This is a genomic window from Akkermansia sp. RCC_12PD, from assembly GCF_036417355.1.
In the GTDB taxonomy this organism is placed as follows: domain Bacteria; phylum Verrucomicrobiota; class Verrucomicrobiia; order Verrucomicrobiales; family Akkermansiaceae; genus Akkermansia.
Genome location: NZ_CP143889.1, coordinates 617,241 through 642,480, shown reverse-complemented (window position 1 = coordinate 642,480; position 25,240 = coordinate 617,241). Strand labels below are relative to the sequence as shown.

General features: G+C 57.7%; 24 protein-coding genes. 10 read left to right on the top strand and 14 right to left on the bottom strand.

Annotation, left to right across the window (positions count from 1 at the left end):
• The first annotated feature begins 11 nt into the window (after positions 1 to 11).
• The 7 genes from queG (at position 12) to V3C20_RS02640 (ending at position 5,780) form a co-directional block, all read left to right on the top strand.
• Positions 12 to 1,169, top strand: a complete 1,158-nt coding sequence (gene queG / locus V3C20_RS02670) for a tRNA epoxyqueuosine(34) reductase QueG (protein ID WP_130083953.1) — start codon at positions 12 to 14, stop codon at positions 1,167 to 1,169.
• A gap of 112 nt (positions 1,170 to 1,281) precedes the next feature.
• On the top strand, positions 1,282 to 1,659 hold the full coding sequence (gene rpsM, locus V3C20_RS02665) for a 30S ribosomal protein S13 (protein WP_022396508.1): 378 nt from the start codon (positions 1,282 to 1,284) through the stop codon (positions 1,657 to 1,659).
• A 33-nt stretch (positions 1,660 to 1,692) separates the two neighbouring features.
• Entirely contained in the window at positions 1,693 to 2,250 is a 558-nt protein-coding gene (rpsK, locus tag V3C20_RS02660; RefSeq protein ID WP_082770175.1) for a 30S ribosomal protein S11, read from the top strand.
• Positions 2,251 to 2,282: 32 nt separating this feature from the next.
• Positions 2,283 to 2,894: a 30S ribosomal protein S4 gene (rpsD, locus tag V3C20_RS02655; RefSeq protein WP_130083952.1), complete on the top strand. Its 612-nt coding sequence runs from the start codon at positions 2,283 to 2,285 to the stop codon at positions 2,892 to 2,894.
• A 129-nt stretch (positions 2,895 to 3,023) separates the two neighbouring features.
• Complete coding sequence (locus V3C20_RS02650; protein ID WP_130083951.1) at positions 3,024 to 3,776, top strand: HAD family hydrolase; 753 nt, start codon at positions 3,024 to 3,026, stop codon at positions 3,774 to 3,776.
• Positions 3,777 to 3,915: 139 nt separating this feature from the next.
• The gene (locus V3C20_RS02645; RefSeq protein ID WP_130083950.1) at positions 3,916 to 4,839 is read left to right on the top strand and encodes a hypothetical protein; all 924 of its coding nucleotides are present in this window, start codon (positions 3,916 to 3,918) and stop codon (positions 4,837 to 4,839) included.
• 119 nt (positions 4,840 to 4,958) lie between these two features.
• Positions 4,959 to 5,780, top strand: coding sequence for a hypothetical protein (locus V3C20_RS02640; protein ID WP_130083949.1), 822 nt, complete (start codon positions 4,959 to 4,961; stop codon positions 5,778 to 5,780).
• Here the strand turns inward: V3C20_RS02640 and V3C20_RS02635 are convergent.
• The gene (locus V3C20_RS02635; protein WP_130083948.1) at positions 5,768 to 6,265 is read right to left on the bottom strand and encodes a GNAT family N-acetyltransferase; all 498 of its coding nucleotides are present in this window, start codon (positions 6,263 to 6,265) and stop codon (positions 5,768 to 5,770) included. The genes V3C20_RS02640 and V3C20_RS02635 overlap by 13 nt on opposite strands.
• On the bottom strand, positions 6,262 to 7,683 hold the full coding sequence (pyk, locus tag V3C20_RS02630; RefSeq protein ID WP_130083947.1) for a pyruvate kinase: 1,422 nt from the start codon (positions 7,681 to 7,683) through the stop codon (positions 6,262 to 6,264). Before pyk ends, V3C20_RS02635 begins: the two co-directional genes overlap by 4 nt.
• 113 nt (positions 7,684 to 7,796) lie before the next feature.
• Here pyk and V3C20_RS02625 point away from each other — a divergent pair, with 113 nt between their 5' ends.
• The gene (locus V3C20_RS02625; protein WP_161981305.1) at positions 7,797 to 9,041 is read left to right on the top strand and encodes a competence/damage-inducible protein A; all 1,245 of its coding nucleotides are present in this window, start codon (positions 7,797 to 7,799) and stop codon (positions 9,039 to 9,041) included.
• Here V3C20_RS02625 and V3C20_RS02620 read toward each other — a convergent pair.
• From V3C20_RS02620 to V3C20_RS02580, 9 genes are all read right to left on the bottom strand, one after another.
• On the bottom strand, positions 9,031 to 9,396 hold the full coding sequence (locus tag V3C20_RS02620; protein ID WP_130083945.1) for a hypothetical protein: 366 nt from the start codon (positions 9,394 to 9,396) through the stop codon (positions 9,031 to 9,033). The two genes, V3C20_RS02625 and V3C20_RS02620, sit on opposite strands and share 11 nt — an antisense overlap.
• Positions 9,397 to 9,412: 16 nt before the next feature.
• Entirely contained in the window at positions 9,413 to 9,853 is a 441-nt protein-coding gene (locus V3C20_RS02615) for a hypothetical protein (RefSeq protein ID WP_130083944.1), read from the bottom strand.
• A gap of 29 nt (positions 9,854 to 9,882) precedes the next feature.
• Entirely contained in the window at positions 9,883 to 11,337 is a 1,455-nt protein-coding gene (dnaB, locus tag V3C20_RS02610; protein ID WP_130084024.1) for a replicative DNA helicase, read from the bottom strand.
• Positions 11,338 to 11,447: 110 nt separating this feature from the next.
• Positions 11,448 to 12,527 carry a 23S rRNA (adenine(2503)-C(2))-methyltransferase RlmN gene (rlmN, locus tag V3C20_RS02605; RefSeq protein ID WP_130083943.1) on the bottom strand — a complete coding sequence of 360 codons (1,080 nt, stop codon included), beginning with the start codon at positions 12,525 to 12,527 and terminating at the stop codon, positions 11,448 to 11,450.
• 16 nt (positions 12,528 to 12,543) lie between these two features.
• Positions 12,544 to 13,392, bottom strand: a complete 849-nt coding sequence (ftsY, locus tag V3C20_RS02600) for a signal recognition particle-docking protein FtsY (protein WP_130083942.1) — start codon at positions 13,390 to 13,392, stop codon at positions 12,544 to 12,546.
• A 20-nt stretch (positions 13,393 to 13,412) separates the two neighbouring features.
• Positions 13,413 to 14,306, bottom strand: a complete 894-nt coding sequence (gene nusB / locus V3C20_RS02595) for a transcription antitermination factor NusB (protein ID WP_161981304.1) — start codon at positions 14,304 to 14,306, stop codon at positions 13,413 to 13,415.
• Between the two features lie 34 nt (positions 14,307 to 14,340).
• Positions 14,341 to 14,829, bottom strand: a complete 489-nt coding sequence (gene ribH, locus V3C20_RS02590; RefSeq protein WP_130083940.1) for a 6,7-dimethyl-8-ribityllumazine synthase — start codon at positions 14,827 to 14,829, stop codon at positions 14,341 to 14,343.
• 18 nt (positions 14,830 to 14,847) lie between these two features.
• Positions 14,848 to 16,050 (bottom strand): bifunctional 3,4-dihydroxy-2-butanone-4-phosphate synthase/GTP cyclohydrolase II, encoded by a 1,203-nt coding sequence (locus tag V3C20_RS02585; RefSeq protein WP_130083939.1) that lies wholly within the window; start codon positions 16,048 to 16,050, stop codon positions 14,848 to 14,850.
• A 26-nt stretch (positions 16,051 to 16,076) separates the two neighbouring features.
• A complete protein-coding gene (locus V3C20_RS02580) occupies positions 16,077 to 17,756 on the bottom strand; it encodes a glutamine--tRNA ligase/YqeY domain fusion protein (RefSeq protein WP_130083938.1) in 1,680 nt (559 codons plus the stop codon).
• Positions 17,757 to 18,261: 505 nt separating this feature from the next.
• Between V3C20_RS02580 and V3C20_RS02575 the strand changes: the two genes are divergently transcribed.
• Both V3C20_RS02575 and V3C20_RS02570 read left to right on the top strand, forming a co-directional pair.
• Positions 18,262 to 19,785 (top strand): HEAT repeat domain-containing protein, encoded by a 1,524-nt coding sequence (locus V3C20_RS02575; RefSeq protein WP_130083937.1) that lies wholly within the window; start codon positions 18,262 to 18,264, stop codon positions 19,783 to 19,785.
• A 188-nt stretch (positions 19,786 to 19,973) separates the two neighbouring features.
• A complete protein-coding gene (locus V3C20_RS02570; RefSeq protein ID WP_149873759.1) occupies positions 19,974 to 21,935 on the top strand; it encodes an MFS transporter in 1,962 nt (653 codons plus the stop codon).
• 349 nt (positions 21,936 to 22,284) lie between these two features.
• Here the strand turns inward: V3C20_RS02570 and V3C20_RS02565 are convergent, their stop codons facing one another.
• From V3C20_RS02565 to rpsU, 3 genes are all read right to left on the bottom strand, one after another.
• Positions 22,285 to 23,346 carry an ankyrin repeat domain-containing protein gene (locus V3C20_RS02565; RefSeq protein WP_161981303.1) on the bottom strand — a complete coding sequence of 354 codons (1,062 nt, stop codon included), beginning with the start codon at positions 23,344 to 23,346 and terminating at the stop codon, positions 22,285 to 22,287.
• Between the two features lie 102 nt (positions 23,347 to 23,448).
• A complete protein-coding gene (hemL, locus tag V3C20_RS02560; RefSeq protein ID WP_130083935.1) occupies positions 23,449 to 24,729 on the bottom strand; it encodes a glutamate-1-semialdehyde 2,1-aminomutase in 1,281 nt (426 codons plus the stop codon).
• Between the two features lie 83 nt (positions 24,730 to 24,812).
• The gene (rpsU, locus tag V3C20_RS02555) at positions 24,813 to 25,067 is read right to left on the bottom strand and encodes a 30S ribosomal protein S21 (RefSeq protein ID WP_130083934.1); all 255 of its coding nucleotides are present in this window, start codon (positions 25,065 to 25,067) and stop codon (positions 24,813 to 24,815) included.
• Between the last annotated feature and the right edge of the window lie 173 nt (positions 25,068 to 25,240).

Sequence of the window (25,240 nt, the reverse complement as noted above, 5' to 3'; positions counted from 1 at the left end):
ATGTGTCTATTATGGGACGGCAAGGATGTTCAGGCAATCCAATTTCCGCGGGAGCGAAGAAAATTCTTGGTGCCAGGAGCGCTCTTCGCCATGATGGCGGCGTGCCGAATCCGGATTCCTCACTTATTAAAGATTCTCTGTCCTCCGTTTCACGGAGTTTGGGCTTTTCCGATTGCAGGGTGGCCCGTGCCGGGAGGGCCCTTTATGCGGAGGAGTTGTTTCTTTGGCTGGAGAGAGGCTGGCATGCAGGCATGGAATGGATGGCCCGTTCTCCGGAACGCCGGGTGAATCCGGTCGAGGTACTCCCCGGATGCCGTTCCGTGATCTGCCTGTCCTATGATTATGACAGTTCCGTGAGCCGTCCTTCCGGGAGCGGTTCCATCTGCCTGTACGCCCACGGCAGGGATTATCACGGCATTTTGGAAGAGAAGCTGGCCGATCTTTCAGAATTGCTTTCCATCTACGGAGGGGAGCAGAAGGGGTATGTAGACGCCGGTCCGGTCATGGAGAGGGATCACGCGGAGGCGTGCGGCCTGGGATGGCGCGGCCGCAGCGGCCTGATCGTACGCCGCAGGGGAGGTTCCCGTTTTTTTATTGCCACGCTGCTGACGACGCTGGAGCTGGAACCGGACGCCCCGGCTTCCGGTACGTGCGGAAGCTGCCGCCGCTGCGTGGAGGCATGCCCGGCAGGGGCCATTATGGAGAATGGCCTGGTGGATGCCAACCGGTGCCTTTCCTATTGGACGATTGAACACCGGGGCGCCATTCCGGAGGATATCCGCCCCCTGATCGGCACGCGCCTGTACGGGTGCGACACCTGCGTGACCGCATGCCCCTGGAATAAAAAGCCTCTGCCGGACGCGGACGAACGCTTCCGCATGCCTCTCCGGCTTGCCTCTATTTCCTTGCGGGACCTTCTTTCCCTGGATGATGCCGGTTTTACCGCCATGTTCCGGAATTCCCCGTTGAAAAGAATCAGGAGGGAGGGCCTTTTACGCAACGGATGCATTGTGCTGGGGAATGCCGGAACACCGGATGATTTTGGTTTGCTGAAGAGACTTTGCAGGGAGTCCTCGCTGGTAGCGGAGCATGCGGAATGGGCCATGGAGCGCATTCTGCACAGGCACGCGGCAGGGGGATGCCCCGACGGCGCGGAAGATGAAAAATAGAAAAAATGAAGTTTTGGTCTTGTCAAAACCTCAATTTATGGTATCCATCTTGCCCCAAGCAATAGCTCTGCGCGAGGCAGAGAAAAATAACAGCTAGCAAATCCAATCCATTATGGCACGCCTTTTCGGTACAGAAATACCCAACGAGAAGCGCATCGAGGCTTCCCTTCCGTATATTTACGGAATCGGCCACTCGACTTCTAAGAGAATCCTGGAACAAGCAGGCATCAATCCCGACATCCGTACGGGACAGCTTACCGACGAACAACTGACGAAGATTGTTCAAGTAATCACCACCGACGGCATTTTGATTGAAGGTGACCTTCGTCGTGAAAAGCAATCCATTCTCAAGCGTCTGACCTCCATCAACTGCTATCGTGGTCAGCGCCACCGCCGCGGCCTTCCCGTTCGCGGTCAGCGTACCCGCACGAATGCCCGCACCCGTAAAGGCAAGAAGAAGACTGTTGGCGCACAGGCCAAGAAGAAGTAATCCGCCAACCTGAACTTATTATATAGCTTTATTATGGCTAGCGAAGAAATTACCAACGAAACCGCTGAACAGCCCGTGGAAGCCGTCGCTCCTGCTCCCGCTCCCGCCGCTGAAGCTCCGGTCGCCGCTGCACCTGCTCCTGAAGAAACCAAGAAGCACGAACCCCGCAAGGATATCTTCGCGGAACTCGGCTTGGGCGGTGATGACGACAAGCCCAAAATCCTGAAGGCCAAGGGCAGCAAGAACGTTTCCTCTGGCGTGGTTCATGTTTCCTCCACGTTCAACAACACCGTTGTGACTGTGACGGATCAGCGCGGCAACGTGATCGGCTGGTCTTCCGCCGGCAAGATGGGCTTCAAGGGGTCCCGCAAGAGCACTGCATACGCCGGCCAGGTGGTATGCCAGGACGCCTGCCGCCAGGCCATGGGCCACGGTCTGCGTGAAGTGGAAGTGCGCGTGAAAGGTCCGGGTTCCGGTCGTGAATCCGCGGTACGTGCCGTGCAGTCGATCGGTATTGAAATCACCTCCATCAAGGATGTGACCCCCATCCCCCACAACGGTTGCCGTCCTCCGAAGGCCCGCCGCGTCTAATTGAACTTTTTTACCTATAGATCTAATATATCATGGCTCGTTATACCGGTCCCCGCGATAAAGTGTCCCGCCGTTTCGGCGTTGCCCTTTTCGGTTCCACCAAGGCTCTTGAAAAGCGCCCCTTCCCTCCCGGCCAGCACGGGATGCGTGCAGGCCGCAAAAAGAAGTCCGACTATGGCGTGATGCTTGCTGAAAAGCAGAAGCTGCGCTTCCAGTACGGCGTGCTTGAAGGCCAGTTCCGCAAGTATTATGCAGAAGCCGCCCGCCGCCGCGGCATTACCGGCGACATCCTGCTTCAGCTCCTTGAACTCCGTTTGGATAACGTCGTGTACCGTCTCGGGTTCAGCAATACCCGCGCCGGCGCCCGCCAGCTCGTTTCCCACGGTCATATTACCGTGAACGGCAAGAAAACTAACGTTGCTTCCTTCTCCTGCCGCCCCGGAGACGTGGTTGCTGTAGGAGGCAAGCCCTCCTCCCAGCAGCTTGTTACCCGCTCCCTTGACCTGACCCAGGCCACGGTGGTGCCGGACTGGCTCGAATGCGACCGCGACAAGCTCACGGGCAAAATTGCCCGCGTGCCTTCCAAGGAAGAGATCGCTCCCATCGTCAACGAGCAGCTTATCGTGGAATTCTATTCCCGTTAATCCCGTCTCTTCTGGATTTGCTTTAAAACCCCGGGTGCCGAAAGGCGGCCGGGGTTTTAGGCGTTCAGGGGAGTTGAGAGTTGAGAGTTGAGAGTTGAGAGTTGAGAGTTGAGAGTATAGGATGGTGGCATGACGGATGGAAGGAAGAAAGGAGGGCTTGCCCTGTTTGACATGGACGGCACACTCCTGCCGTGGGATACGCAGTATGTGTTTTCCTGCTTTGTGGTTCAGCGGCATCCCTGGAGGCGGCTTCTGCTGCTGTTTTATCTGGCCTGTCTTCCGCTGTTTTTTCTGGGGATATGGGATGAAACCCGGATGAAGAGGGCCTTCCTTTGTTATTTGTGGAGGCTGCCCCCGGAAACGGTTCTCCAATACGGACGGGAATTCGCGGAGCTGGCGGATGCATGGGTTTATCCCGAATTGCGTGAACGGCTCCAGAGGCACCGGGACAGGGGAGATGCATGCATTATGGTATCCGCGTCTCCATCCTTTTATGCGGAGCCCCTGGGGAGGTTTCTGGGTTTTGATGCCGTTCTGGGAACGGACGTGGTGCTCGATGACCGCATGCCCTTGATGCCAGAACTTCCATTGGGAAACAACAAGGGGAAGGTCAAGGTGGAGCGTTTGCGGAACATGGGCATTCTGCCGGAGAATGGCATCCCGGAAGATTCCATTGCCTACAGCGACAGCACCGCGGATATTCCCATGCTGCTTGCCTGCCGACGCCAGGTATTGGTAAATCCATCCCGGAAATTGAAGACGAATCCCAGATTGGACGGAGCTGAATGCCTGTATCCCTCCACGCCCTGGAGAAACTCGCTGGAGAAAAAATGGGAAATTGCTTTATTTGTCATGGGGATGATTAGGTTAAGTGATGAATAATCAGCATGTAATGGTGATTTTAGGAGAAAAGTCTTTACTTTTGTGACGAAAATGTTTCACTAAACCTAACAAGGGGGAAAAGAATACTTTAAACCTTTGTTAGCAAATCAACAATTAATACCCTAACCAAATAATAGTCATGCAAACCAAGAACATCATCAGTGTTGCGGCGGTTGTGGCATCCTTTGCCGGCGCCGCTTTTGCGGGAACTCCCGTCAAGGTTGTTGCTCCGACACCGGTACCGCCCGTGCCGACTGTCAGCCCATGGTCCGGCGATCTTTATGCCGGCTACGCCTCCAATTACACCAGCCGCGGCATCGTGGCATCCCACGCCTTGGTGGGAGGGGATAGCGTTATCCCTGCCGGTGTTAATTTGAATTACAAGCTGAACGACGCCAATTCCATCGTCGGAGCCGCTTCCTACACCTCCCTGACTTCCGGCCATGAATTGCTTGGTGAAAAGGATATCGCATTCCATAATGAAACCAATTTCAACCTCGGCTGGAAAAACCAGGACGGCCTTCTGAAGAATCTGTCCACCACCGTCGGTTGGAATCTGATTCACGGCGGCCTGCTCGGCAACTTTGCCAAGTATGATTACAGCGGTGTTTTCACTAATGATTTCGTCGGGAAGCGTCATGCTCATTCCGTAGCCCAGGAATTCTATGTGAACCTGAACTACGACGTGTGCAAGAATTGGTTCGCAGGCGTTACCACAAGCTACGGCTTTCAGGGAATGACCGGATGGTGGTTCCAGCCGTATGTCGGCTACAAGGCCACCATCTGCCCCGCTACGGACATTGTGCTTACTGCCGGGATGTCCGCCACTGCAGGGTACTTTGACAGCAAGTCCGCTTTCATGGCCAACGGCTCCCAAGCCTGGTGGGTGAAGGCCGAATTGCCGATCAAGGTGGGCGTGGAAAACCTCACCGTGGTGCCTTTTGTCAGCTTCAACTGGGCTGGCAATGGCGCTCTGAAGGCCAACAAGCAGTTCGTGGAAGGCTGGAAGCCCTACAAGAACTTCGGCGTGGTAGCCGGGGCCAACCTTGTTTATTCCTTCTAAGCTGACGGCTTGAGATTGAATCATGTTTTCAGTGCGGCGGAGGAATCCGCCGCACTTTTTTGTTTGTTGCCAGTGTGGATGTTTTGATTCAGAATGAACCGCACAGAAATTCCCTGTCCATGAATTATTCCTTTCTTTTTGCCCCCGTGGCGGCTCTGGCTGTTTCCTTTTCCGTTTCACTGGCTGAGTCCCGCATTCCGAACCATCCTTCCGATACTTCCCTCAGGCCGGCAAGCGGCAGACTGAAAGCGGGGTATTCCACCAATTATGAGTTCCGCGGCCTGATTCCCGCCGGCTGCAACCAGACGGCTCCTCTTCGTCTGGATTGGCGAAGTGATGTGAATGAGCATTATTCCTTCATTCTTGCATTGAAGGAGGAGTTGTTTCTGGGGAGGCCGGCCATTGATTTTGATGATGAAACGGTGGTGGATATGGGCTTTCAGCGCAAGCTGGGGAAGGCTGCGTACGCTGCGTTTTCCCTACGGGCCAATGACGGAGGCCTTGCCGGCTTTGCTGCGGAACGCCTCTTTGGCAACAGCGGCACGACTTACGAGGCCGCGCTTGTTCTGCGCCGGGATCTGGACATCCTTCCCGGCTTTTATGTGCAGGGCAGCTCCGCCTATTCCTTTTACGGCATTACCGGATGGTGGTTTGACATGTGCACGGGCTCCGATTCCCGGCTGACGGAGAATTTGTACATGGGGTTCAAGTTCGGAGCCGTGCTGAGTTCCTCCTACTGGCCGTCCGGCAGCAATGGCTGGCAGTCTCTATATTTCAGGGTAACGGCCAGTTACCGCCTTTTCGGGGACGTGTTTGTGGAGCCCTTTGTGGGATTGCACTGGCTGGGGAGAGGGGCGCATGGAGTGAACCGTGCGTATGGAAAAATTTTGGTGAAAGGCAACCGCTGGGTGACCGGAGTCAGCCTGGTTTATTCTTTCTGATCCCTATGGGGAGTATCCGCCCGCATGCGGATCATGTCAATGCACTGGACTCCGTTATCCCAAACCGGTTCCGGATAGTTGTCCGTGAAGTGGTTTTTAATGGTGCCCGTAACGTAAAACCCGCAGCTGCGGTACAATGCCATCGGGCCGGGAGAAGTATCCGACGTTCCCAGTTCCGCATACCGCGCCCCCTTGCTGCCGATCACGTCCAGAACGTGGCGGACCAGGGCCATTCCATATCCCTGGCGCCTGCAGTCCGGAGAGACGGAGCAGTTCATGATTTCCCAGGTGTCCGCCGCCGTCTGGCAGATGACGGCAACCCCTACGGGGATTCCATTTTTGCGGGCTACATGGAGTTCTCCATGCGCCAGGTGGGCGGCCACCTGGCGTTCGTCCGGGTCAGCGTCCAGCAGCAGGGCGAGAATGGATGGGGACGGAGGATAGTCCCCCGCCTCTCGTGATATCTGAATCTGCTCGGGGCTCATTCGGTACGCATGAAGATGATGGAGTCCGCCAGGAGTTCTCCCTGAAGGCTGTCCCCCTGGATGACGACAGGCTGCCCGGAAGCGACCAGCCCCTTTTCCTTCAACAGATCCAGAGCCGTGGATATCATGCGTGACGGGTCCTTGAGGAAGGGGGATTCAAAGGCGGTGACATCGCGGGCCAGGGCCAATTGGCGGACGACGACGGGATCATTGCTGAAAGCGTAGATGGGGGCCCGCTCCGGACGGAGCACGGCCGCCTGTGTGGCCGCCAGCCCGCGGCGGGTGAAGACGATGAGGCAGGCGTTTTCCACGGAGTCCGCCAGGGAGATGGCCGCTTTCGTGGCTTTTTGCCGGTCACCGTTCAGGATAGCCGCCGCCGCAAAGTTGAGGTTTCCGGAGCGTTCCATGCGCTGGGCGATGGAGTCTAGGACTTCCACGCAGCGTACGGGGTAGTGGCCTACGGAGGTTTCTCCGGAGAGCATGACGGCGTCCGCCTGTTCAAAGATGGCGTTGGATACATCCGTTACTTCCGCACGGGTGGGGGTAGGTTGGGTGATCATGGATTCCAGCATGTGCGTGGCGACGATGCAGCGGCGGCCCAGCCTGTGGCAGTGACGGATGATGCGGCGCTGGATGATGGGCAGTTCCTCAATGCTGACTTCAATGCCCAGGTCGCCGCGGGCCACCATAATGACGTCCGCCGCCAGAATGATATCATCGATATGGCGGATGGCCTGCTGGTCTTCAATTTTAGCGATGATCTGGGCGCGCCCTCCCAGGTTGTCTATATGTTCCCGGAGTTCCGCGATATGGGCGGCGTCACGAACGAAGGACATGGCGACGTAGTCCGTTTCACATTCCACGGCTACTTTCAGGTCCTTCAGGTCTTTTTCCGTCAGGGCCGGGAGCCGCAGGGCCACGCCCGGCAGGTTGATGTGGCGGCGGGAGCCGAATACGCCTTCCGTAAGCACCTTGCAGATGAGCCGGTCCGGGCGTACTTCTTCAATGCGCATCAGAATGCCGCCATTGTCCACGACCATGGTATGGCCTGCCTGGACGTCCTGAAGAAGGCCGTCATAGTTGACCGTGGTGGAGAAGGGCAGTTCCGGTTCCGCTGTGCTGAGGCGGATTTCCATGATGTCTCCGGCTTTCAGGTTATAGGGCTCAGAAAGATCACCAGTGCGGATGGACGGTCCCTGGAGGTCGAAGAGAATGGCTACGTTTGCCTGGAGTTCCGCGGCCTTCCGGCGGATGCGGAAGACGACTTCCCGGACCCAGTCGTGCTTGGAATGGCTCATGTTGAGCCGGAAGACGTTGGCTCCGGCCTGGATAAGGCTGCCCAGCATGTCGGAGGTATCCGTTGCCGGTCCAATGGTGCAGATGATTTTTGTGGCGCGAAGCCTGGGAGGCGTACTCATGGTCTATGTCAGTGCCCCTACTTTATCCTACGGAGCGTTCAAATGAAGTTTTTTGTAGTACATGGCAGGATTGTTGCATGCCAGAGTGGGGGGGACGGGCGCATAATGGAGACATGAAGAGTGTGAGGGTTGAGCTGATTAATACCGGTACGGAAATTTTGCTGGGAAGCATTGTGAATACCAATGCGGCATGGCTGGGGAACAGGCTGTTTGAAGCGGGCTTCCGCGTGGAGAGGGAGACTGTGGTTCCCGACGGCTATGCCATTAGCGAGGCGATGAGGGAGAGTGCCCGCAGGGCGGATATCGTGATTGTGAGCGGGGGCTTGGGACCGACGAGCGACGATGTGACCAGGGAGGCCCTATGCGATGTCTGCGGCGTGGACATGCACCGTGACGAGCATGTAGCGGAGGGATTGAGGGATTATTTCAAGCGGAGGGGCATTTCCATTGCGGAGTGCAATTTCAGACAGGCCATGGTGCCTGACGGCGCCGCCGTGCTGGAGAATCCCAACGGCACGGCTCCGGGGCTGGTGATGCCCGCTACCGACCGCCTGCCCATGTTTATTTTGCTGCCCGGACCGCCCCCGGAGCTAAAGCCGATGGTGGAGAGGTCCGTAATGCCCTTGCTGGAGTCCATGGTGGACTGCGATATTCCCCGTTTGCGCGTGTTCCGCCTGGTGGGGATTGGAGAGAGCGATCTTCAGGATCTGGTGGACGATTCCCTGCACCAGGTGCAGGGATTGGAAATGGCTTATTGCGCCCGCATCGGAGAGGTGGATGTAAGGCTGGTTGGCAATGAAGTGGCGCTGAAGCAGGGAGAGGCGCGTCTGCTGACCCTGGCCGGAGCGTATGTGCTGAGGCCCCTGGGAGCTACTCTGGAGCAGGCCGTAGTGCTTCATCTGGCAGGGCTCGGATTGAAAGCGGCTACGGCGGAGAGCTGCACGGGTGGCCTGATTGCCAAGAGGATTACGGATGTTCCCGGTGCTTCAGGAGTGTTTGAGTTTGGCTGGGTGACTTATGCGGACTGGGCGAAGACGGAGATGCTGGGTGTTCCGGCAGAGGTGCTGGAAGAGCACGGAGCGGTGAGCGAACCCGTGGTGAAGGCCATGGCGGAAGGTGCGTTGGAACGTTCCGGCGCGGATGTCGCTGTCGCCGTCAGCGGATTTGCCGGACCGGACGGCGGTACGCCGGAGAAGCCCGTGGGCACCGTGTGGTTTGCCTGGGCGTTCAGGAACGGAGGAACGGTTACGGAGATGATGTTTTATCCCAGGGACCGGGAGTCTTTCCGGCAGATGGTTTCCCAGAAAGCCCTGATCGGGATGCTGGCTGCCAGGAAGCCGCAGGCGGTCACGGAATGAAGAACCATACGGGGAGGATTCCCGCATCATGCAGCCCGCTGATGAATTCAAAGATACCGATGAACCACAGGGCATCAAAGATGTTGTGCGTGAATGTGGCCGGATTGACTGAGTAGGTGGCGGGCGCCGGTTTCAGCAGGGAAAGGGAGGGGATGAAGGAAGGTCCCGTCCGGCAGTAGTCTCGGTAGGCGTTTCCGAATAGGGAGATGAGACGTTCCTGCTCCCTTCTGATGATGGCAGGATAGTAAAATACCGAATGCCAGTGCCGTAAGGAGGGGGATAGGGAAGGTTTCCGTAGCGCACGCCACCCCATGCCCCCGATGAAGCTGAAGAAGTAAAGCGGGTTGCGGAACATGGAGTACGCCCTTCTATCACCAGGGCATTGTTTTTATAGCCTGCGATGTAGAGGGAACACCAGATGCGTCCGAAGGCGCCGATGCCGGCCATAAAGCAGGCAATAAGCATGAGGCTTTCCTCAACGACGGGGTATGTTCCCAGCGCGTTTCCCCGAAGAGTAGGGCACAACCGATAACCAGTCCAAAGATAAGGGAGATGAGCGTGCGCAGACGTTCATTGAGTGATTTGGCATGGGGATTCATAAGCTGGATGAATGGAGATAGGGAAGATGCTATATTTGCATGGAAATGTGGAAAAGCCTTTTCTGTAACGTTTTCGTCACAAAGAAATATCGCGGATATTGAAAAGGGCTGCACGCATGTGCGCGCAGCCCGTGAGATTTGCTGTTTTTCTTTGATTTCACGTACACCGCCAGAGGTGGAGAGGCGCAGGCTGGCAATTCCGGCCTGTGGCATGGTCCGGGGAGAGGGCGGCGGCAGGGCCTCTATTCGTTTTCCTGGTCGTGTTCGTCGGCTTCCCGCGTGGAGAAGCGCATGAGCTCCGCTTCAAAGTGGAGCGGGACGTCGCCTGTGGGGCCGTTGCGGTTTTTTGCCAGATGGAGGTTGGCCCTGCCAGCCATCTGTTGCCGTTTTTCCTCGTCTTCCGCATAGTAGGCAGAGCGGTAGAGCAGGCCGATCATGTCCGCATCCTGTTCAATGGAACCGGATTCGCGCAAATCGGAGATGCGGGGAACGCCCAGGCTGGCCCCCGTGCGGCTTTCCGGGCCGCGGTTGAGCTGGGCGAGAACGATGACAGGCACCTTGAGTTCCTTGGCAAGCGCTTTGAGGCCGGCGGAGATTTCCGCTACTTCTCGTTCGCGGCTGTTGGCCGCCTGCTTGGAGTGGGAGCGCATCAGCTGGAGGTAGTCCACGCCGATGGCGGCCAGGGCGCCCAGGTCCCGCATGACGCGGCGAGCCTTGGCCCGGAGCTCGTTGATGGAGATGGCCGCCGTGTCATCAATGACGAGCTGGGATTCCCCCACTTCTTTTACGGCCTGTTTGAAGTGCTTCATTTCCAATTGGGTGAGATTGCCGCGCTTGATGATTTCCGCACGGCGCACGCCGGAACGGGCAAAGAGGAGGCGTTCCGCGATCTGGACGGCAGGCATTTCACAGGAGAAGAGCAGGGTGGGCTTTTTTTCGTTGAGGGAGATGTGTTCGATGATGTTGAGCAGGAAGGAGGTTTTCCCCATGGAGGGACGCGCCGCAATGATGAACATGTCCCCGGGCTTGAGGCCGTTGCTTTTTTTGTCCAGCTCCTCGAATCCGGTGGTCAAGCCCTGGATTTGACCCTTGCTGGCGATGAATTTTTCAAAGTTGGTGACGGCCTGCTTGAGGATGCTTGCCAGGCTTTGTTCGTCCTTGGCGCTGTTGTAGCGTTCCCGTATCTGGAAGATGTGTGTTTCCACGGAGTCCAGAAGCTCCGCGACATCGTCGGGATTGTCGAAGGCCTGCGTGGTGGATTGGTTGGCAATGTCAATGATGGAGCGCAGGATGAATTTGTCCTTCAGGATGTTGAGGTAGTGCTCAAAGTAGGCTCCCGTGGTGGTGAAGGTGTAGATTTCCGCCAGCCCGGCGCTCCCGCCTACCGCTTCCAGCTGGTGCATGTCTTCCAGCGCCTGGGTGATGGAGACGATGTCGATGGGTTCGTTTTTGTTGTAGCGGGCCTGGAAGAGACGCCAGAGCAGCTTGTGGGCCGGAAGATAGAAGTAGTCTTCCGTCATGCCCAGGGTAACGCATTGGCCCACATAGGTGGCGGGGTCCATGGCCATGAGGGCCAGTACGCCTTTTTCCGGGCCCGGAGCTTGGGGAATGTCCCGGACATCCAGAACCGGAGCTTTCCGGGGAGCCTTGGTAAGTTCCAGAGTGGCAGCGGCGTTGTTGGTATCCGTAGTGTCCATGATGATACTGGCGGATGGCGTCATCCGGCTGGAAAAGAATAGCACAACGAGGGCTTTCGGGCAAAATAATTACTGCAATTTTGCAGTAATTTTAGTAACGATTCAGTTCGTCAGAGGAAGGTTCCGCCGTTGTCTTCCCGTTGCTTCCTGAGCCTCAACTGGCCGCAGGCGGCATTGATGTCATGGCCCTTTTCATACCGCATGGTGACGGGGATGCGGGCCTTGCGGACGGCGTCGCGGAAGGTGCAGCAGCGTTCTTCCGAGGGGCGTTCCCAGGGAAGCCCTTCCACGGTGTTGTACGGGATGAGGTTGACCTTGGCGTGCAGGCGCTTGGCGATTTGCATGAGATGGGACGCGTCTTTCAAGGAGTCGTTCACGTCCCGGATGAGGATGTATTCCAGCGTGGGCATCTGGTTCCGGTCCCTTCCCCATTCCTCCAGAGCGGGGATGAGCTGGGAAAGAGGCCATTTTTTGTTGACCGGCATGATTTGGCTGCGTACCTCGTCCGTGGCTCCGTGCAGGGAGACGGCCAACCGTATCTGCCTGGGGTAGGCGGCCAGTTTTTTCAGACCCGGCACGAATCCGGAGGTGGAGATGGTGATATGGCGCGCGCCTATTTCCAGCCCGCGGTGGGAGGTGATGATTTCCAGAGCGTCATGCAGGTTGTCAAAGTTAGCGAGGGGTTCTCCCATTCCCATGAAGACGAGGTTGTTGATCCTTTTTCCGGCAATGGATTCCGCGGAGAGTATCTGTCCGGTGATTTCTCCCGCGGAGAGGTTGCGCCTGAGCCCCAGCAGGCCGGAAGCGCAGAATTTGCAGCCGAAGGCGCAGCCCACCTGGGAGGAGACGCAGAGGGTGGTCCGGTCCGCCTTTTCTCCGTCCTCCGCAACGGCGGCGGGGATGATGACGGATTCCACCAAACTGCCGTCTTCCATCCGGGTAAGGAATTTGCGCGTGGAACCCGGGGTTCCACTGATTTCCACAATTTCCGGCGTGTGGAAGCGGAAGTTTTCCGCCAGCAGGCTTCTGAGCGCCGGGGAGAGGTTGGTCATGGCGTCAAAGGAGGCGACGCGCTTGCGCCAGACCCAGTCCATGATTTGCTGGACGCGGAATTTGGTGTGGCCGCGCTCCGTGAGGAAGGCCAGCAGCTTTTCCTCCGTTTGCGCGGTGATCAGGGGGGGCGGGTTCATGGCAGGGGAGTTCCCGTTAGAGAAGGGAGTCCACGTAGCGGTCCCGGTTGAAGGTTTCAAAGTCGTCCGCCTGTTCCCCTGTTCCCAGGAAGGCGGGGGAGATTTGCATTTCATCCATGATGGCTACGGCTACGCCGCCTTTGCCGGAGCCGTCCATTTTAGTGATGATGACGGCGTCCAGAGGGGTGGCCTTGTGGAATTCCCTGGCCTGTGCCAAGGCGTTCGCTCCGGTGGTGGCGTCCACCACCAGCATGGTGTAATGGGGGGCGGAGGCGTCCTGCTTGGAGAGGGTCCGGCGGATTTTGGAGAGTTCCTCCATAAGGTTGTGGCGGGTATGGAGCCGTCCGGCGGTGTCGCAGATGAGGTATTGGCAGCCTTCCCGGATGGCCTGGGCATGGGCTTCATAGCAAACGGAGGCGGGGTCCTGGCCGGGCGCTCCCTTGTAAAGGGGCAGGTTCAGCTTTTCCGCCCAGCTTTGGAGCTGTTCCACGGCGGCGGCCCGGAAGGTGTCCGCGGCAGCCAGAAGCACCTTGCCGCCCTGTTTTTGCAGCAAATGGCCCAGTTTGGCGGCGGAGGTGGTTTTTCCTGTGCCGTTGACGCCAACCACGAGGATGACGAGAGGATAACCCTCCGGAGGAGCCGGCAGGGTGGGCGGAGTGGCCGGGAAGGCCTGGCGGATGACTTCACGGGTGGATTCCACCAGGTTTTCCGCATCCAGCCCCCTGCTTTCCCGGAGCTGGTCAACAATGTTCATGGCGCGCCTGATGCCAATGTCCGCGGTCACCAGGTCCGCTTCCAGTTCATCCCAGTCTATCCGGGTGCCGCGGGAGAATTTGGTTAGGAGCTTTTTGAAGAATCCGGCCATGAGTCTGGAGGGAATATGGGTTAGGAGGGGCGCGCCGTTTTGGCAATGCCGGCAAGCACGCCGTTGACAAACCGGGGGGAGTCCGCGGAGGAGAAGCGTTCCGCCAGCCGGATGGCTTCCGAAATGACGACGGGAGCGGGAAGGTTTTTCCGATGGAGCAGTTCGCAGGCACCCAGGCGCAGGATGGCGCGATCCATGGCGCTGACGCGTTCCGGGGAGTAGTTTTCCAGGATGCCGTTGATGACGGAGTCCAGTTCTTCCCGGCGGCGCAGCGTTTCTTCTCCCAGTGTTTTCGCTTCCCGGTAGAGTTCTTCCGCATCCTGGCCCGCTTCCACCACTTTTTTTACTTCCGCCAGGGAGGGGCGGCCGTCCTGATGGATGATGCAGTTGATACGGTCGTTGATTTCCTGAAGTTTGCCGCAGGAGGATATGAGGGGAGACCAGATGCTGTTGTAGGCCGGGAAGTCTCTGAGCGAGTCCAGAAGGCGGCCGCGCATTTGCATGAGGGCCGTGTTGAGTTCCTGCACGGTGTCACATGCGGCGGAGAGGGTTTTCCTGTCGTTGGCGGGGTCGTCATGCAGGGCTTTTTTCAGTTGAAGCAGGGCGGCGTTGAATTCCCCTTCCTTGTTCAGCAGGTCGTGGAGCTGGTCGCGGACGGGCAGCGTGAGGGGGTCATGCTGCAGTTTTTCCGCCGTTTCCCTGGCGCGGGTGACGAAGAGGCGCAGCTTGTCCGGGTAGTCACGCGTAAGGTGGCCGGAAACGGCTTTCGCCCGGAGCTTGCAGTAGTCCGCCCGGAAGGGTTCCATCAGGATGTCCCAGATGCCTTCTTCCTGTTCTTCGGTGATTTCCGGGGATTGGGAGGCGCCGTAAAGGTATTGAAGGGCTGTTTGTCTGATTTGGTTGCGTGAGAGCATGACGGTGGGAGGAAGATAGGTCGGGAGGTGTGGCTTATTGCCGGGAGAGGGAGTTGATGAAGAGTTCCGCCATGCGTGCGGCGGTGCGCGCCGCTTCTCGGCCGCGGTTGAGCTGGGAGGCGATGCAGCGGGCGAATGCCTGTTTTTCATCATTCAGAAGCAGTACTTCATGGATGACGGGAGTGGTGAATTCCAGCGCCAATTGCATCAGGGCCTGCGTGATGGTGGAGCCGATGAGGTCCGCGTGGTCCGTGCTGCCGCGCAGGATGACGCCCAGCGCCACGACGGCGTCCGGCCGTTTTTCCGGGGAGCGGGACAGGATGGATTTGATGGTGACCGGGATTTCAAAGGCGCCCGGAACGCGAATTACTTCCAGCCGGACGGACGGGAGCACGGCGGCCAGTTCTTCCGAGCAGTTGTCCACCAGGGCCTGGGTGTATTGCTCATTGTATTCCGAAGCGACGATGCAAATTTTGGCGCGCGTTCCCGTAGGGCGCTGGCGGCGGGGGAGTTCCGTGGACATGGATGATGGAGGGACGGGTTACAGGGTGTGGCCCAGCTTGCATTTTTTGGTAGCCAGGTATTTGCTGTTTTGTTCGTTGGGTGGGATGACGATGGGTACCTGCTCCGTGATTTTAAGGCCGAAGCCTTCCAGCCCCACGATTTTGCGCGGGTTGTTGGTGAGCAGGCGGAGCTGGTCCGCCCCCAGGTCATGCAGGATTTGGGCGCCGATGCCGTAGTCCCGCAAGTCGTCCGGGTAGCCCAGCTTGAGGTTGGCTTCCACGGTGTCCAGCCCCTGTTCCTGGAGCTTGTAGGCTTGGAGCTTTGCCGCAAGGCCGATGCCGCGGCCTTCCTGTCGCAGATAGAGGAGCACGCCGCCTTCCTGCGCGATGCGGCGCATGGCAGTGTGGAGCTGGCTGCCGCAGTCGCAGCGGCGGGAGCCGAAGACGTCTCCCGTAAGGCATTCACTGTGTACGCGGACCAGAGTGGGCTTGTCCGCGGAGATTTCTCCGTGGACGAGCGCCAGATGCAGAGCTCCGTCCAGATGGGATTCGTAAAGGTGGCAGGTGAAGTCTCCATAGTCGGTCGGCATCTTGACGGTTTCCACCAGGCGGATTTGTTTTTCCTGGGCGCGGCGGTGTTCAATGAGCTGGGCCACCGTGCAGGCTTTCAGACCGTATTTTTTCTGAAAGGGCCCCAGATCGCCAATACGGGCCATGGTGCCGTCGTCCTTCATGATTTCACAGCAGACTCCGGCGGGCTGGAGCCCCGCCATGCGCACGAGGTCGATGGTGGCTTCCGTATGGCCGGCGCGGCGGAGCACCCCGCCGGGAACGGCGCGGAGCGGGAAGACGTGGCCGGGCTGCACGAAGTCGTTGACGGTGGCCTTCGGGTCCGCCAGGGTGCGTATGGTCAGGGAGCGTTCCCCGGCGCTGATGCCGGTGGTGATGTCATGGGCCGCATCCACGGAGACGGTGAAGGCGGTGGACATATTTTCCCGGTTGACGGAGGTCATGAGCGGGAGCTGGAGAGTGTCCGCCCGTTCCGGAGAAAGGGGGGCGCAGATGAGGCCCCTGGCGTGGGTGGCCATGAAGTTGATGGCTTCCGGCGTGGCGAATTCGGCGGCGATGATGAGGTCCGCTTCATTTTCACGGCCGGGATCGTCCGTAACGATGATCATCCGTCCCTGCCGTATTTCTTCCACGGCTTCCTCGACGGAGCAGAATTGGAGTTGATCGTCCATAAGTATGGGGTTGATGAAAGAGGAATTTATTTTTGCTTTTTGGCCCAGGAGTCCTTGAGGGCTACCGTGCGGTTGAAGACAGGGCGCTGTCCGGGCACATGGTCCCTGCGGTCCGCCACAAAGTAGCCCAGGCGCTCAAACTGGCAGTTGAATTCGGGTTCCACCCCGGCCAGGGCGGGTTCCAGCTTGGCTCCGGTGATGACGGTCAGAGAGCCGGGATTCATGACGGAGAGGAATCCGTTTTCCGCCGCGTCCGGGTTTTCCTCCGTGAACAGGCGGTCGTAGATGCGGATTTCCCCGTCCATGGCGTGGCGGGTGCTGACCCAGTGGATGGCGGCGCGGCACTGGATGCCTTCCGGAGGGTTGGAGCCGATAGTGCCCGGAATGTGCTCGCAGAAGATTTCCGTGATGTTGCCGTCTGCGTCCTGCCTGTAGTCGGTGCAGGTGACGCAGTAGCCGCCGCGCAGACGCACCGTGCGGCCGGGGGCCAGGCGGAAGTATTTTTTGGGAGGGTCCAGCATGAAGTCGTCCCGTTCAATCCAGATTTCCCTGGTGAGCGGCACCTGGCGGAAGCCTTCCTCCGGTTTTTCCGGGTTGTTTTGTACTTCCACCATTTCTTCCGCGTCTTCCGGAAGGGTAGTGATGGTGAGCTTGAGGGGATTGAGGACGGCCATGCGGCGCGGGGCGTTGGCGTTGAGGTCTTCCCTGACGCTGTATTCCAGCAGGGCCACGTCCGTGAATCCGTTGAATTTGGTAATGCCGATGGTCTGGCAGAAGTTGCGGATGGCCGCCGGCGTGTAGCCGCGGCGGCGCATGCCGGAGACCGTGGGCATGCGGGGGTCGTCCCAGCCGGTGACGTGCCCTTCCTGGACAAGCTGGAGCAGCTTGCGCTTGCTCATGACGGTGTACGTCAGGTTGAGCCGGGCGAATTCCGTCTGCCGCGGACGGGACGGGACGGGGCAGTGTTCAATGACCCAGTCGTACAGGGGGCGGTGGTTTTCAAATTCCAGCGTGCAGAGGGAGTGCGTGATGTGTTCGTAGGCGTCTTCCAGGGGATGGGCGAAGTCGTACATGGGGTAGATGCACCATTTGTTGCCCGTGTTGTGGTGTTCCGCGAACATGATGCGGTACAGCACCGGGTCACGCATGTTCATGTTGCTGGAGGCCATATCTATTTTGGCGCGCAGAATGGCCTTTCCTTCCGGGATTTCCCCGTTTTTCATGGCCTGGAAGCGCTTCAGGTTTTCTTCCGCGGAGCGGTTGCGGTAGGGGGATTCCTGGCCGGGCACGTTTACGTTGCCGCGCTGGGCGCGTATTTCTTCCACGGTTTGTTCGTCCACGTAGGCCAGCCCCTGGTTGATGAGGGAGACGGCACATTCGTAGAAGAAGTCGAACATGTCGCTGGCGAAGAAGAGGTTGTCCCCCCAGCCGAATCCCAGCCAGTGGATATCCTCCTGGATGCTGTCCACGTATTCCTGGTCTTCCTTGCTGGGGTTGGTGTCATCAAAGCGCAGGTGGCAGCGCGCGCCGGGGAATTCCTGGGCTATACCGAAGTTGAGGCAAATGGATTTGGCGTGTCCGATATGGAGATAACCGTTGGGTTCCGGAGGGAAGCGGGTTACCGGAGCCTGATGCTTGCCGGAGGCAAGGTCATCAGAAATCATATCGCGGATGAAATCTCGGCGTTCGGCAGACTGCAATGACATGGCGAAAATTCTACTACCAAACCTTCCGTTCTGCAAGCGTGTTCACTCGGAATGACGTGGGGTGAGGCATTTGCGGGGTACGGCGTTTTTTATCTTTTGTTTATGTTGCAGATATGAATATTTGAATAGTTATTATACAGGATTCTTTGGGAATGCGTATTTTCATGTTTTAAAACCGGAAACACAGCAGATCTTCCCCTCCGAAGGAGGGGTTTATCCGTGCCTGTAACGTCTTTCTGATTTTTTTAATAATATGTTGGAAATCAATACATGATTTATGTTTTCCTGAGAAGGAGATGCAATGTTTTTGTCCGGGAGCAAGGTTTTCCCGGCGGATGGTATTAACAAGGAACTTTTTTCATATTCATGCACGGAAAACCATGAAGAAAAGATTGCGACACGGGTATTGCAAAAGAATCAAAAATATCATATTGAAAGGGGAGTGAATCTGAACTGTCCCAATTGCAAACAGCATATCAATGTCCCATCTTCCGAGGAGGGGGCCATGGTGAGTTGCAGCAAGTGCGGGCATGAGTTTCTTTGCGACAGGGAAAAGCTGATGTCCAAAAAGCCTTTTGCCAAGGCGAAGGGGATCACCGATGATCATTTCGGGAAGAACCGCGGGGCTGTTTTTCAGAGCGCTGTGATGGAAACGGGGCTGATTCAACTGGTGTGCCTTGGCGTTTCCTTGCTTATAGGAGCCGGTTGCGTATGGATTTTTTACAATGCTTCTACGGAGATGGACGGAACGTCCTTCCTTTCCCTGCTGCTTCAGCCGCAGCAGAAGGCTTTCGCTTTGTTTTTCGCCTGTCTGGCCGGAACGCTGATGGCTTTTTCAGGCCGTCGGCACAAAGCGGTGTTCATTGTACTGGGGCTTTTACTTGCCGGCGGCATCGCCTCGCTGCCTTATGTTTATCCTGTCAAGGTGCATCCTTCCCTGCTTGGCGGGAGCGGTTCCGGACAAGTCCAGAAGGGTGAAGTTTCTCAAGACCATGCCGACAGCATGGCCCTGCCTTCCGATGCCGTACAGAAAGCCTCCGTTCAGAATTACGGGGAAGGGGACCTGAGGCCCCTGTTTGCCGCCATTGCCCGCAAACAGGACCAGGGTGTCCTGGGTCTGTGGGTAGTGGGTGTTAATGCGGCCAACCGGGACATGGTGAAAAGTTATCTGAAACGGATGACGCAGTCCGGAGACGAGCCGATGTTTTACGACCGGAAGGGTACAGGAGGCGGTCTGTTTGTCATTACGCCCACGCCGATTACGTTCAAGGAGTTTGTAGATGTCGTCTCCAGGCTGGGAGAGGTGACGCTGGAGGACAAGGAACGTTCTTTTGTGGAAGTGATCCTGAACCGGGACAAGTTTGAGGCTCGTCCGGCTTCCGCCGCCCTTCAGGATGAACGTCACCAGTATTTCGTGCTGGCGAATTTGAAGGAGCTGTCCTCTCTGGATATCCGACGCATTATTGCGGCGGCAAAGCGGCTTGCCGCCGTGAAGCCCGACAAGCTGCGCCATGAAGTTTCCTCCAGGCTGGTGGAATTGCTCAAGGAACCTTGGGGGCGCGATGCCGAGTATGTGACTGCCCTGGCTTCCGCCCTGGTCGTATGGGCGGAGGAACAGGATGCGGAAGCCCAGCGCGTGGTGTATTATGTTACGGAAGAGTTGAAGAAGGCTGATTGCGAGGTTCCTTCCTCCCTGTTGAGATTTTTGCTGCGCGGTCCGGAAAAGGAGAGCGCATTCGGGATGCTTTTGAGTGAGTGGAAGAAAGACCCCCAGAGGTGGGAGGATGAATGCAAGTCCATCGGCCCCACAGGGGAAACCGCTGTCATCCAGGTACTGAATGAGGCGGACGATTTCGTGCTGAAACGTTCCGCCGCGCGCATTCTTGGGGAAATTGGGACGGAACCGTCTCTCGCCGCGCTCAAGGAGCTCATTCATGATGCCGACAATGAATTGCGGCTGTGCGCAGAACTGTCCGTGAGCCTGATTGAAAAACGGCTGGGGAAGGGAGCTTCTCCCGCCATACAGTAACCATGCGGCCGTGGATCATCCGGGAGGGGCACTCCTTAGAAAACGTGTTTTTCCGTAACCATGGCCCTGTGGCAGGGGGGGGAGAAAGCGGGCTGTCCATTACACGGAGAGTGCCGGGAGCCAGTTTTTTGTGGAAATGGCCTCTTTTTGGTTGCGGAGCAAAGTCATTTTACTAGAATGCAACGACCATGACAGACCAAGAAAACATGAAGGCCGCCGTCCCGGATGCGGCCAAGCGGTACATGCGCTACCTCCTCATCATGGCCGGTTTGGGCGGCCTTCTCTACGGTGTGGACGTCGGCGTCATTGCTGCTGCGCTCCCTTACATTGAGCAGACGGCCGGGTTTAATCCCTCCCAGCTTTCCCAGGTGGTGGCCGCCGTGCTTTTCGGCAGCGTGCTTTCCTCCCTGTTTGCGGGTTATCTGGCCGACAAGATGGGACGCAAAGCTTTGATTACGATCGCTGCCGCCCTGTTTACGCTGAGTATTCCCGTGATCTGCCTGTCTCAGGAAGTGTTCGGCATCATGCTGCTGGGCCGCATTTTGCAGGGCGCCAGCGCCGGTATCGTCGGCGTGGTGGTTCCGCTGTATCTGGCGGAATGTCTGAGTGCGGAGTCCCGGGGCAAGGGCACGGGGATGTTCCAGTTCCTGCTGACGGTTGGCTTGGTGTTTGCCGCTGTGATAGGTCTGTTTGCCGCCAAATACGTGGGTGGCGTGGAGGATTCCGGCGTGAGCGAAGAAGAACTGGCTTCCGCAAAGGTGTTTGCCTGGCAGGCCATTTTCTGGGTGTGCGCCATTCCCGGCCTGTTCCTGTTTTTCGGCTCCTTCCGTTTGAGCGAATCCCCCCGTTATTTGTTCCGACGTGGCCGCAAGGATAAGGCCATGGCCGTACTCGTCCGCAGTTATGGGGAAGTGCGCGCCCAGGAGGTGTTTGATGAAATGGTTCACATTGAAGAGGAAGAGAAGCTGAAGGCGGAAGAGCTGAAGAAGCAGAGTTCCTCCGGCGAGTCCCTTCTTCAGCGCAAGTATGTATATCCCTTTATTCTGGCGGTTCTTGTTCTGGCATTCACGCAGGCTACGGGTATCAACTCCGTGCTGAACTATTCCGTGAAGGTATTCCAGCAGGCCGGCCTGGAAGGCACGACCGCCAACTGGGCGGATTTCACCATCAAGGTGGTGAACTGCCTGATGACCATCGTCGCCATGATGCTGGTGGACCGCAAGGGCCGCAAGTTCCTGCTCAAGATCGGCACGGCCGGTATTGTGGTGGGCCTGCTTGGCACCGGTTTCCTGTTCAATAATGTGGAAGAGGCCCGCAAGGACGTGACTTCCGACGTGGCTGCCCTGCTGGCGCAGCAGAGCCCCTCCGTCCAGAAGCAGTTTGAAGAAGGCAAGGAAGTGGACAGCATCCGTACGCTGCAGCTGGAACGTACGCCCGATTCCACATTCGTCAAGGATCTGCTTTCCAAGAATGGCATGGCGGACAAGGATATCAACAGGATGCAGCTGATCATCACTTACGACCAGCTGGAAGCCAATCCTGCATGGTATCAGTTCCTGATGGGTTCTTCCACGCAGCTTTCCGTCGTGGAGTTTTCCGAATTGACGAAGGATCCCAAGGATATCAAGAAGGAAGAGGACAAAGCCTCCCTGGCCGTCATCAAGGCGGTGCCGGATTCCACCAACAAGATGGTCGTAGCCGGCAAGGACGGCTATGCCATGAAGCCCGTTTCCATCCTGAAGGCGGAGTTGGGTGAAAAGCCGGATTCCTCGGTGGGCTGGGGCGTCACTGCCTTCTTCATCATCTTCATCGCCTTTTATGCGACGGGTCCGGGCGTTTGTGTCTGGCTGGCCCTGTCCGAGCTGATGCCTGCCCGCATCCGTTCCAACGGCATGGCGATTGCTCTGCTGATCAACCAGCTTGTGTCCACGGTGATTGCCGGTTCCTTCCTCCCGTGGGTGGGAAGCTGCGGCTATTCCGGCGTGTTCTTTACGCTGGGCGGCATTACGGTGCTGTACTTCATCACGGTGGCTTTCTTCCTGCCTGAAACCAAGGGCCGTTCTCTTGAAGAAATTGAAGGTTATTTTGCTACAGGCAAGATGCCGGAAGATCTCAAGATGATCGGTGAAGGGATTGAAGCGGAAGAATAAAGAACCGCTTTTCCTTTTCAAAGCCGTCTCCCGTCCGGGGAGGCGGCTTTTTTTGGGCTGTTCAAGCAGCCGTCCGCCGGGGCATCATGGACATTGTGGATGGGGCCGTTATATGTTTTCTTAAATTTTTCTGGAAATATTTGAATTTTCCGGAAAGTTGCTTCAAGGATTGCCTGTTTACAGCCAGGTCCGCATGGGGATGGGTATTTGTCCTGTTTTTGGATGTTTCCCTGTAAACGGAAGGGAAGAAGGACAGGCGGTTTGAATGTTGTCTGCGGGAGCTTTTCCGTTTGGGAGATTACGGCTTCATTTTCTGCGGTATGAGCGAATGAGCGCGAAATGCCGTGTTTTACTGGTCCTGTGCAGTTTTTTTCTGTGCCGACTGCCATTTCTTGATGGCTTCCGCAATTTCCCGATACCCGTTTTTCATGTGGAAGTCATAGGTCGTCTGGCCATCTTCGTTGCGGAGAGAGGGATTGGCGCCGTTGTTCATGAGGCGGACGGCTATTTCCGGGGAATTGCATGCCATCAGCGGCGTCAGACCGTCCACATCCAGTTGGTTGGGGTCCGCACCCGCCTTGATGAGGAGTTCAATGAGAGGAATCAGTCGTTCCGGAGGTTCTTCCCTGGCGCAGACCAAGTGGAGTGGAGATTGCTTGCTGGCAAAGAAACGTTCGTTCACATCGCAGCCTGCCTGGATCAGCCGTTTGAAAATGGCGGTGGAAAGGCTGGAGAACCCTACTCCGCGCGTATGGGCGTTTAGCCTGCGCTTGAGGTCTGGGCTGCCGGCATCCAGCAGGGCCAAGGCGATTTTTTCCTGTTCAGGGTCGGAGTTGGTCAGGGCGGCGGCCCACATGAAGGGGGTAGTGCCTCCCGGTCCCGGGAGATCGGGGTCTGCCCCGTGATTGAGGAGGGCTCGGACTACGGGAAGCCTGTCCACGGCTGATGAGTCCTGGTAAATGCCCGCCGAACATGCCCAGATGAGGGGCGTATCCCCGGGTTCCTTCGTGCCGTTATGCGGAAAAACGGTCTGGGCATTGACTGGGGCTCCCGCTTCTATCATCCGGACGGCCAGCTTGTTCAGGCCCATGGCGATGCAGAGATGCAAGGGCGTGTTGCGGTCGGGAGCCTGAAGAAGGAGCCTGCCCGTTTCCCGGAATTGCTCCATCATTTGGTAGCATTGCAGGATGGAGTTGAATTCCTCCTGCATTTTTCCGGGAGACATGATGTCCAGAGGCCAGGAGTCATACAGGAAGCGGAAAGTGAGGGAAAGCAAGCGTCCGTTCGCTTCCCTCAGTTCCTGTTTTTCTTCTTCTGTAAGTCGCATCGTTCTCTCCTCCGCGTTTGCCAGCGGAACCGCCATGAGGGCCGTCACGGACGCGAGCAGAACAGAACCTGCCATCTGTCTCATGCCATTCTTATAAGGGAAGGGACGACATCTGTCACTCCAAATCATGGACTGCGGCCGTCGGGCGACGGCGCATTCCGCGGAGAATGAGGCAGTTGTGGCCCGCTAGACGAGCCTGGAGAGGCTGGCATGCACGGCTTCCACCGTGCGGTCAATGTCTTCTTCCGTATGGGCCAGGGAGATGAATCCCGTTTCATAGGGAGAAGGGGCAAAGTAGACGCCCTGTTCCAGCATGTTCCAGAAGAAGGGCTTGAAGAGAGCCTTGGAGGCTTTCTGGGCGGTGTCCAGGTCATAGACTTTCTCTTCCGTGAAGAAGAGGCAGAACATGGAGCCTGCGCGGTGGAAGGTGTAGTTCCTGCCGTGTTTCCGGATGGCTTCCCGGATACCTGCCTCCAGCCGTGCCCCCAGCTGCTCCAGGCGGTCATAGGCATTTCCTTCCAGAAGTTCCCGGAGCTGCGCCAGCCCTGCCGCCATGGCCACGGGGTTTCCGGAGAGTGTACCGGCCTGGTACACAGGCCCCAGTGGGGAAAGGCAGTCCATGATTTCAGCCCGGCCTCCGAATGCGCCTACGGGAAGTCCGCCGCCGATGACTTTCCCCATACAGGTGAGGTCCGGCATGATTCCATGAAGCTGCTGGACGCCGCCGGGGGCAACGCGGAACCCTGTCATGACTTCGTCGAAGATGAGCAGGGAGTCATACTGGCGGGTGATTTTCCTCAGGAAGTGGAGAAAACCATTTTGAGGGAAGTAGAGGCCGGCGTTGGCGGGGAAGGGTTCCATGATGACGGCGGCAATGTCCCGGCCATGCAATTCAAAGGCTTTTTTGACGGCTTCCCGGTCATTGTACGGCAGGGTGATGGTGAGCTGCGTCATTTCCCGGGGAACGCCCGCACTGTCCGGTTCCCCGAAGGTAAGTGCGCCGGAACCCGCCGCGACGAGCAGGGAGTCCACATGCCCGTGGTAGCAGCCGATGAATTTGATGATTTTACGGCGTCCGGTATAGCCGCGGGCCAGCCTGATGGCAGACATGGTGGCTTCCGTACCGGAGTTGACCATGCGCACTTTTTCCACGGAGGGCACCATGCGGACAATCATTTCCGCCATGTCCACCTCCGACGGCGCAGGGATGCCATAGCCCAGCCCCCGGTTCACGGCGGCATGTACGGCGTTCAGGACGGATTCCGGGGCGTGTCCCAGAATGGCGGGGCCCCATGTGCCGATGTAGTCGATGAGCTGGCGACCGTCCGCGTCCGTGATGTAGGCGCCTTTGGCGGATTGGACGAAGAAGGGATCGCCGTCCACATTGCGGAAGGCCCTGACGGGGGAGTTGACGCCGCCCGGTATGACGGCGCGTGCACGTGAGAAGAGCTGGGCGGATTGAATCATGTTGCTGAGGTAAGCAAAAAGGGCAAACCTTGGAGAAGGGTTGCCCTTATGGAAAGAGGTTCTATTCCCGAACCAATGGAGATTTAAGCTTCAGGAGCGGAAACGGGAGCTGCTTCGGCGGTTTCGGCGGCGGCTTCTTCGCTCTTGTTGTTGAAGCGCCATTTCACCTTGTTGCGCTTGCTGGCGGAACGGGCCTTGCGGCGGCGTTCGTCCATTGGGGTTTCAAAGGCACGGCGGCGGCGCATTTCGTCCAGAATGCCTTCGACGTCCAGCTTGGTTTTGAGGCGCTTGAGAGCGCGGTCGATAGGTTCACCTTTTCTTACGGTAACTTCACGCATGATTTATTTTCCTTTTTCTATTCGTCCGGGAACGGGAGACAATAGGTAGTGCTTTCCCGCCTGGAGGTCAAGATTTTTATCGTGACTGACCCATTTTTTGCGGTCCGGAGGGGGCAGGGAGATGCCGCAGGAAGCCCGGGGAGACGGGGATTTTGCCTTTTTCCCGTATTCCC